Source organism: Roseibium sp. RKSG952 (assembly GCF_009711355.1).
Window position 1 is genome coordinate 1 of record NZ_SMMF01000778.1, and the last position, 8,653, is coordinate 8,653.

An 8,653-nucleotide genomic window follows, 5' to 3' on the forward strand; every position below is an offset into this window, starting at 1 on the left:
ATTGTGTTGCACTTCGCGCTTGAATTCACCTGTTGCTCCCGATGGAGGCTTTTGCTCATTGCGGGAGGGGACCTGCAAAAGCCGGGATGAGAGAGCCGTAGAAGATCCCGATATCGGCGGCTCTCCGATCCCGGATCAAACCGATGGTTTTTCCGGGATGACGAACGGGCGAGCAAACCTAAACGGTGACAAGAGACGGGGACGGCATGATCAAAGTCCTGCTCCGCTTAATGACCGGAGATGGCACGTTCACTTTCCAGAAATCTGCGCAGCTTTGACAATCCACCCGGGCTCCAGCCGAGCCTCCGGAGTTTTTTGCTCGACATAACTCCGGATGTTGCGAGCGGGCCGAGCGGTTCCGGCAAGTCCCGGCCGATGTCCCAAATCTCGCGCACGCACTTCAGAAGGTCATGGCGGTCCAGCACGAGATCGGACAGGTTGAACACCGAATGATCCGGCAGCTGCGCCTTGGCGCCGATCACCACCGAGACCGCGCTTGCGAGGTCTTCGCCATGAACTTCCGTGCCGCAGCGCGGCGGGATCGGCTCGCCTTTCAAAAAATCGGCAAACAGTCCGGACCACTTGTGGGACGCCAATCCGGGCGGGCGGCCGTAAATACCGGTTGCACGCAAGGAAACCCCTTTGAGCCCGTCCCCGCAAAGCGCCTCAAGCTGCCGCTCCCCCTCAAGCTTTGCAAGCCCGTAGAGCGTGTCCGGATTTGGCACCATGTCCTCGGTCAATGCAGCCCCTTCACGCTGCTTGCCGTAGACCGCACGGCTCGACAGGAAAATCACCTGTCCGGCGCCTGCGGATTTTGCCGCTTCAAACAACCGCGCCGTCCCGGCAACATTGGCGGCCCTGAACCGCTCCGGATCATCGCCTTCGCCACCGCGATAGCGCCCGGGCTCATGCAGCAAGGCACAATGGACCAGCACATCGGCCCGAGGCAGGTCCGCCACCGGCCCCAGAAGATCGAAAGGCAGGAGCGCGTCCGCGCCGTCAAAAGGGGCGGACCGGCCAAGACAGGTGAGCCGGTGTCCTTCCCCCTTCAGGCCTTGCGCGATAAACCGGCCCAACTGGCCGGTTGCCCCCGTCATCAGCACATGCATCAGGCCGCCTGTTTCGGGTTGATCAGAGCACCCAGCACCGCCTCGATCCGTTCGCCGGTATAAAAAGCCTGCCAAAGATCAATCAGGGGCCGCAATTGCTCGGCCTTGTCATGGTTCCGCTGCCAGGGTTTTTCATATTGATAGTGCAGGATCTTGATGTCCCGCCAGCTCCACAGGTCCGGCATGTTGAACCAGACATATTGCAGCATGTTGTAAAACACCGGCAGTCCATGCCAGTCGGGATAGAAGGTTTCCAGGAAAGTCTGGTCGGTCCGCCGCCAGAACGCCTCCGGCACATCAAGGCGGTTCAGCATGGCCTCGAACGTGGCATCGGACGGTTTTGCGGTGAAGACGCCACTGTTCAACCGGTGAAAGTCGGCCGCAGTTTCATACACATTCGGAGCAGCGCAGAAGTCCGGATAGTCAAACAACCGGTCACAGCTTTTCAGCACAATCGCGTCGGCGTCGATGAAGACCAGGTTCTTGTAGCCGGTCAGCTGCCACAGCCGGAGCTTGACAAAATTGTCGAGCGGCGTGTGGAACACCGGCTTCCCGCCCTTGCTGAACGGGGCAGCCTTGTGCAGCCGCCCGCGTTCATGGCGCTCGTTGAAGGCTGCGGACGCCGGCAGCCGGTCGCAAGCAGCAAGACGCGGCGCGAACTCGGTCAGCGGATCGAGATCCTCGCGTGACAACCCGGGCGTATAAAGCACGACCAGATCGGCGGATGTCTGCGTCCGCCGGAGCGAGCGCAGCAAGGCCGTTGCACCGGTGACATAATCCGGATTGGTCACAAGGGTCACATAGGCGTTCTCGTGCCCCTGTTGGCCCTTCAGCTGCGGCGCCTGATCGAACCCAGACATCCGGGTCAGGACACGGACCGGAGACGCGGATGCTCCGGATCGTGTTCCACGCCTTCGGCGATTTCCCGGGTCCAGGCGGACACGGCCGGCACCCGGCTGCGGTCGACCCGATAAGCGAATTTCTTCGCCACATCGACGACTTCGGACAAGAGCCCCTCTTCGAGCGTGATCGGATTGAGCCCCAGCTCCAGGAACTGCCTGTTTTCGACCACAAGCTCGTTTTCAGCCGCTTCCTTGCGCGGATTGGGCAACCAGGCAATCTTGGCGCCGGTCATTTTCGAGATCATTTCCGCCAGATCCCGCACACGATGCGTTTCGGTCATCTGATTGAAAACCTTGACCCGGTCACCGCGCTGCGGCGCGCTCTTCAGCGCCAGCTCGATGCAGCGCACGGAGTCCTGAATGTGAATGAAGGCGCGGGTTTGCCCGCCGGTGCCATGGACCGTCAGCGGGTAATCGATTGCCGCCTGGATCAGAAACCGGTTGAGAACGGTGCCGTAGTCGCCGTCATAATCGAACCGGTTGATCAGCTGGGGGTGCTTTTGCGTCTGCTCGGTGTGCGTTCCCCAGACAATACCCTGATGCAGATCGGTGATCCGCAACCCGTCATTCTTGGCATAGAACTGGAACAGCAACTGATCCAGACACTTGGTCATGTGGTAGATCGACCCCGGATTGGCGGGATAAAGAATCTCCTGCCGCGCCGTTTCGCCTGCCAAGGTGTCGATCCCGACATTCAGATAGCCTTCGGGAATGGCCGCCCCAACGGTGGAATAGCCGTAGACGCCCATTGTGCCCAAATGCACCAGATGGGCGTCCAGATCGAGTTCCACCATCGCATTCAGCAGGTGATGTGTGGCGTTGACGTTGTTGTTGACCGTGTAGTTCTTGTGCTGGTCCGATTTCATCGAATAGGGCGCGGCGCGCTGTTCGGCGAAATGGATGATCGCGTCAGGACGCTCGTTTGCCAGCCAGGCCTTGAACACCTGATAGTCTTCGGCAATGTCGATCAGATGGAAATGGATGGTCTTGCCTGTCTCCTGCTTCCAGATGCGCGTGCGTTCCTGAATAGAATCCATCGGCGTCAGGGACTGAACTCCAAGCTCTGCATCGATCCACCGGCGGCTCAGGTTGTCGATAACGTGAACCTCATGCCCGAGATCCGACAGATGCAGGGATGTCGGCCAACCAACGAACCCGTCTCCTCCGAGAACCGCAATTTTCACATCAAACTCCTTGTTTTCAGACCCGCCCTTCCGGAAGGTCAAATGCATTGTTTCAGCCTATCATCAGAGTTGCATCCGAAATGCGTGACAGTTTCAAGACTTGACATGCAAATTGATACAGTATCCCGGCAGAATATCGCGGTTAAACGGTACTCAGAATCTGAAAGGAGCCACCGAGCGTTTCAACCTCTGCGAGGATTTTCACCTCTCTGACGCTGGCGAGGGACGGTCCGTCGCGGGCAAGCTCCATGACGCTGTGCACCGCATCCGCGCCACCGCTCAAGACGGCTTCCACCGAGCCGTCCTTGCGGTTCCGGACCCATCCGGACAGGCCTTCCGCCTTTGCCCGCGTGTCCAGCCACTGGCGGAAGCCGACGCCCTGCACGCGCCCGATGATCAAGATGTGAACGGCCTTTTTGTCTGACTTGGTCACAGCCACCATCCCCAAAGAGCGAATCGTACTCCTGAACAGTTTCCAGTGTATTTGGGGATTTCAAAAGGCCAAAAAATGCCTTGGGCACAACTTCGCGCAGTTCAGAAGCGGATTTCAAGCGCTCCCCGCACCGGCTAGGCCTCAGGATTTGCCCGCCACCGGGACCGAAGCCATGCGCCTTTGCTCGTCCATCATCACAAGAAGCGACGCTCCCACGATCACCAGCGCTCCGGCCCAAAACGTGCCTTGCGGCGCAAACCCGAAAGCGAAAAATCCGACTGCAATGTTCAGCGGCAGTTTCAAATGGTCGAACGGCTGCACAAAGGCTGCGTCCGCCTTCTGGTAGGCAATGGTCAGCAGGTAGTTGGCCAGAACCGTCAAGGCACCGGCACCGACCAGGAGCCACAAGGCCGGGCCGCCCGGCACGATACCGCCCTCGCCCAGCGCCAGCACGGCATTGACCGGCGTCAACAGCAGCAAGAGATAGACGGTGATCGTATCCGCATCCTCGGTCCGGGTCAGTTTCTTGGTCACGAGCGAGGTTCCGCCCCAAAAGGCAGCCGCCCCGACCGGCAGCAGCGCGCCCAAATGAAAGGATTCAGTCCAGGGCTGCAGAATCATCATGCCGCCAGCAAACCCGGCCAGCGTTGCCAACCAGCGGACCGGCCCGATGTGCTCGCCAAAAAACAGTTTTGCGCCGACAATGACAAAGAACGGCGAGGTCATGACCAATGCAATGGCCTGCCAGATCTCGACGCTGGCAAGACCGGCGGCCCATAGCTGGATCCCGATCACAGCCAGAGCGGCGCGCAAGAGATGCCAGCCGATCTGCCGTGTTTTCAAAGCCGTCCTGCCCCGGCGCAAGACCCAGGGGAGAGCAAAGGCCAGCCCCAGCGCATATTGCCAGAACGCGGCCGATGTGGAGGGCACACCCAGCTGCATTGTGGTTGCCTGCAAGGCACCATTGACCACAGCAAAGGACGCCCCGGCGCCAATCATCGCGGTTGCCGCCAAGAACGGCTTCGGAAAAGACGGTGTCGTCATCGGTGATGCATGCTCCAGTTGTCACCCAGAACAGCCTCACAAAGCCTCCAGCCCCGGACGCGCAGACGGCCGGGTGCCAAGTTCTCTCTCATCCGGACTGTAACCGTCGGCTCCGGCCTCTCACCGGATCTGCTGACCCCTCAATGCCCGTCCAGGGTCATCAAAGGCGCTCGCGGGCTCCAGGTTTCCCTGATACCGCCGGTGGGGAATCCCACCCCGCCCCGAGAACTGTTCTCTCCCGCAAGATCTATCCAATACTGCAGGTTCTGACAATAAGAAGAGTGTCAATTTTTCAGTATCGCTGAAATCTCGTCCGGCTTGTCCACGATCCGAAACGGGCTTTCGGCTTCCAGTTCCAGCCGGTCGCCATATCCCCACAACACGCCAATTGCGGACACATTGTTGCTTTTGGCCCCGATCAGGTCGTGCTTGCGATCGCCAATCATCATCACCTCAGCAGGCTGAACCCCTTCGGTTTCCAGAATGTGGGCGATCAGATCCGCCTTGTTCGAGCGGCGGCCATCGATCTCTGCGCCGTATACCTTTTCAAACACTGCGGACAGTCCGAAATGCGCGATGATCTGGTCCGCAAACACGTGCGGTTTGGACGTGCACACAAACATCCGAAATCCGACCGCCTGCAGGTCCCCGAGGAGTGCTGCCATCCCCGCGACAAGCGTGGCCTCAAACACCCCCGATGCGGAATAGCGCTCCCGGTAGAGACCGACCGCCTTGCCGATCCTGTCTGGGTCCTTCGTGTCGAGAAGCAATCCGAGGCTCTCCTGCAGCGGAGGACCGATGCACCAGCGCAGTTCCTCCGCTTCCGGCACCCTGACACCCATCTCGCGCAACGCAAACCGGATCGAGCCTGTTATGCCGGGAAACGGATCGGTTATTGTTCCATCGAGGTCGAATAGAAGCACTTTGGTTGTCATTCGACCTCCTTGAGTTCCAAAGCCGCACACGATCCTCAAGCGGCGCGCGGCTTCGGCTGCATGATCGGGCCGGAGCCCCTTGGATCAGGAAAACTCCATGATCACCGCGTCCACCGCCAGGCTGTCGCCAGCCTTTGCCTTGACGGCGGAGACGGTGCAGTCGCGTTCCGCCCGCAGCACGTTTTCCATTTTCATGGCTTCGACGATGGCCAGCTGCTCTCCGGCCTTGACCTCCTGCCCCTCCTCCACGGCGATGGACACCACCAGTCCCGGCATCGGGCACAGCAGCATCTTCGACGTATCGGCCGGAACCTTTTCCGGCATCAGGGCATCCAGTTCGGCGATGCGCGGCGTCATGACCTTGGCAATGACCGAGTAGCCTTGCCAGTCGAGACGATAACCACCCAAGACCGGACGCACCTGAACGGTCACGGCCTTGCCGCCGACACGACCGGTCCAGAGCGTGTCTCCCGGCGCCCAGTCCGCTTCAACGGTTACAATCGGTCCGTCCTTGACCGCGACTTCCAGCTCGATGGGGTGTCCCGGATATCCAGCCACAAGGCGGATCGGAAGATAGGTCTCGTCGATCTTCACGACCCAGTCCTCGCGGACATCACCGCCATGGGGACGCAGCCGCCCCGGCAGATGATCCAGCCGGGCCTTTTGAAAGGCTCCCATGGACAAGGCGACAGCGCCCAGAAGCGCGTTGGCTTCGTCATGTGGCACCAGCGGCTCGAAACCGTCCGGAAACTCTTCCTGGATGAAGCCGGTCGACAACGCTCCGGTGCGCCACCGGTCGTGGTGCATCACCGCCGACAGGAACGGCACATTGTGCTGAATGCCGTCAATGTAATAGGCGTCCAGCGCATCGCTCATCGCATCGATGGCCTTCTCGCGGGTCGGCGCATGGGTCACCAGCTTGGAGATCATCGGATCATAGAACATCGAGATCTCGGAGCCTTCCTCGACGCCGGTATCGTTGCGCACGATGATGTCACCGAATTCGCCTTCGTCGGGTGCGGAGAATTTCACCAGACGCCCGATCGAGGGCAGGAAGTTCCGGTAAGGATCCTCGGCGTAGATGCGCGATTCGACCGCCCAGCCATCAATCTTGATGTCGTCCTGGGTCAGTTTAAGTTTTTCACCATAGGCGACCCGAATCATCTGCTCGACCAGATCCACGCCGGTGATCAGCTCGGTCACCGGATGTTCCACCTGCAGGCGGGTGTTCATTTCCAGAAAGAAGAAGCTTTTGTCCTGACCGGCCACGAATTCGACCGTTCCGGCCGAATCATAGTTTACGGCCTTGGCCAGCGCGACCGCCTGCTCCCCCATCTTGCGGCGGGTATCCTCATCAAGAAGCGGAGACGGTGCCTCCTCGATAACCTTTTGATTGCGCCGCTGGATCGAGCATTCGCGCTCGTTGAGATAGATCGCATTGCCGTGCTTGTCGCCAAGGACCTGAATTTCAATATGCCGGGGATTTTCGATGAACTTCTCAACAAACACCCGGTCGTCCCCAAAGGACGAGGCCGCTTCTGACTTGGACCGCGTATACCCATCGCGCACCTCTTCGGCGTTCCAGGCAATCCGCATGCCCTTGCCGCCGCCGCCGGCCGACGCCTTGATCATCACCGGATAGCCAATGTCTTCGGCAATCTCTACGGCCTGATCAGGCGATTCGATCACCCCGAGATAGCCCGGAACCGTGCTGACCTTCGCTTCGTTGGCGAATTTCTTCGATTCGATCTTGTCACCCATGGCTTCGATTGCACGGGTGTTCGGGCCGATCCAGACAATACCTTCCTTTGCCAGCGCTTCGGGGAAGCTCGCCCGCTCGGACAAGAATCCGTACCCCGGATGGACGGCTTCGGCCCCGGTTTCCCTGCAGGCCGCGATGATCTTGTCGGCAACCAGATAGGAGTCTGCTGCGGCCGGAGCCCCGATATGAACTGCCTCATCGGCCATTTCGACGTGGAGCGCATCACGATCTGCATCCGAATAGACCGCGACGGTCTTGATGCCCATCCGCTTTGCGGTCTTGATGACCCGGCAGGCGATTTCGCCGCGGTTCGCGATCAGAATCTTGGAAAACATTCAATTCCACCCCTAGAAACAACCTTTGCCGATTTGTAGGCGGTGCTTGACGGCGGTGCAATATATCCAAAGGATGACATCGCCCCCGCAAAACGGCTGAGGCCCCATACATTGGTATGATGCGCAGGAAGCGGCCAATTACCGGACATCCGATAGCAGCGCCTGTTCACAAGCGCGAACTCGACAGAACGCAAGCCGGGTTCACCTTGAAGCCGCAGCGTCATTTTCCTGACGAATTGCTGCCGCTAGATCCATCATTCGATACACCCGGTATTCGGAAGGGGCAAAAATCCATGACAGCAACAAGCGTCACGACACTCAGGTTCGGGCTTGCCCTGACCGTGCTGGCAATGACGGCAAGCACCGCTTTGGCCCGCCCCGACCTCAGACAGCTCACCTGCGCGCAGGCCCAGGACATGGTCAAGCGAAACGGAGCCGTGGTGTTCACCACGGGCCAGTACACCTACTCGCAGTTCGTGTCCAACCTGAGCTACTGCGACCCGAGGCAGGCGCTTTTTCCGCAATATGGCGCGACCAGGGACAATCCGAAGTGCTTTGTAGCCTACAAGTGCCAGGAACCCCTGTTCGACCGCTCCATCTTCGACCGGCGGTTTTAAGCAGAGCATAGACTTCGCAGGATGCTCTCGCGGGCCACGGGTGTTTAGGGCGTGAAAGACATGTTGCAGATGCAAATAAAGCAACGAAGCAAACGGGCGGCAAAACCCGCGCAGTCTTGACCCCGGTCATCCCGGACAGGCGTTCGCGCGATCCGGGACCGGTGAGCCCGGCAATCTCCAATACAGCTGCTCCCGTCCCGAAAAATCCGGAAAAGACCGTCGCAGAGTGAAGCTATATGGAGAAATCCATAATATGGCTTTATGTCACAGAAAGGTGCGATGACTCCATAAGGAATTGATTATCAAGGGTCTTTGACCGCGTAGCGGCGCGT

8 protein-coding genes and 1 riboswitch are annotated in these 8,653 nt (G+C 59.4%); of the genes, 1 reads left to right on the top strand and 7 read right to left on the bottom strand.

The window, feature by feature from the left end; all coding sequences use genetic code 11:
• Positions 1–227: 227 nt before the first annotated feature.
• The 7 genes from E1297_RS06365 to E1297_RS06395 form a co-directional block, all read right to left on the bottom strand.
• Entirely contained in the window at positions 228–1,109 is an 882-nt protein-coding gene (locus tag E1297_RS06365) for an NAD(P)-dependent oxidoreductase (RefSeq protein ID WP_155135392.1), read from the bottom strand.
• Positions 1,109–1,969 (bottom strand): glycosyltransferase, encoded by an 861-nt coding sequence (locus tag E1297_RS06370; protein WP_155135394.1) that lies wholly within the window; start codon positions 1,967–1,969, stop codon positions 1,109–1,111. Before E1297_RS06370 ends, E1297_RS06365 begins: the two co-directional genes overlap by 1 nt.
• Positions 1,970–1,974: 5 nt before the next feature.
• Entirely contained in the window at positions 1,975–3,195 is a 1,221-nt protein-coding gene (locus E1297_RS06375) for an NAD-dependent epimerase/dehydratase family protein (protein WP_368669472.1), read from the bottom strand.
• A 142-nt stretch (positions 3,196–3,337) separates the two neighbouring features.
• Positions 3,338–3,628, bottom strand: a complete 291-nt coding sequence (locus tag E1297_RS06380) for an acylphosphatase (protein ID WP_368669471.1) — start codon at positions 3,626–3,628, stop codon at positions 3,338–3,340.
• A 141-nt stretch (positions 3,629–3,769) separates the two neighbouring features.
• A complete protein-coding gene (locus E1297_RS06385) occupies positions 3,770–4,672 on the bottom strand; it encodes a DMT family transporter (protein WP_155135398.1) in 903 nt (300 codons plus the stop codon).
• A gap of 76 nt (positions 4,673–4,748) precedes the next feature.
• Positions 4,749–4,905: riboswitch (FMN riboswitch) on the bottom strand.
• Between the two features lie 51 nt (positions 4,906–4,956).
• Entirely contained in the window at positions 4,957–5,607 is a 651-nt protein-coding gene (locus E1297_RS06390) for an HAD hydrolase-like protein (RefSeq protein ID WP_155135400.1), read from the bottom strand.
• 84 nt (positions 5,608–5,691) lie between these two features.
• Positions 5,692–7,704, bottom strand: coding sequence for an acetyl/propionyl/methylcrotonyl-CoA carboxylase subunit alpha (locus E1297_RS06395; protein ID WP_155135402.1), 2,013 nt, complete (start codon positions 7,702–7,704; stop codon positions 5,692–5,694).
• A 293-nt stretch (positions 7,705–7,997) separates the two neighbouring features.
• On the opposite strand from E1297_RS06395, the gene E1297_RS06400 reads away from it, so the two are divergent.
• The gene (locus E1297_RS06400) at positions 7,998–8,321 is read left to right on the top strand and encodes a hypothetical protein (protein WP_155135404.1); all 324 of its coding nucleotides are present in this window, start codon (positions 7,998–8,000) and stop codon (positions 8,319–8,321) included.
• The last annotated feature ends 332 nt before the right edge of the window (positions 8,322–8,653 follow it).

What these genes read in the sequence shown, in the direction of transcription:
- E1297_RS06365 (WP_155135392.1), bottom strand. Translation starts at nt 1,109, where the DNA reads ATGCATGTGCTGATGACGGGGGCAACCGGCCAGTTGGGCCGGTTTATC.
- E1297_RS06370 (WP_155135394.1), bottom strand. Translation starts at nt 1,969, where the DNA reads ATGTCTGGGTTCGATCAGGCGCCGCAGCTGAAGGGCCAACAGGGGCAC.
- E1297_RS06385 (WP_155135398.1), bottom strand. Translation starts at nt 4,672, where the DNA reads ATGACGACACCGTCTTTTCCGAAGCCGTTCTTGGCGGCAACCGCGATG.
- E1297_RS06390 (WP_155135400.1), bottom strand. Translation starts at nt 5,607, where the DNA reads ATGACAACCAAAGTGCTTCTATTCGACCTCGATGGAACAATAACCGAT.
- E1297_RS06395 (WP_155135402.1), bottom strand. Translation starts at nt 7,704, where the DNA reads ATGTTTTCCAAGATTCTGATCGCGAACCGCGGCGAAATCGCCTGCCGG.
- E1297_RS06400 (WP_155135404.1), top strand. Translation starts at nt 7,998, where the DNA reads ATGACAGCAACAAGCGTCACGACACTCAGGTTCGGGCTTGCCCTGACC.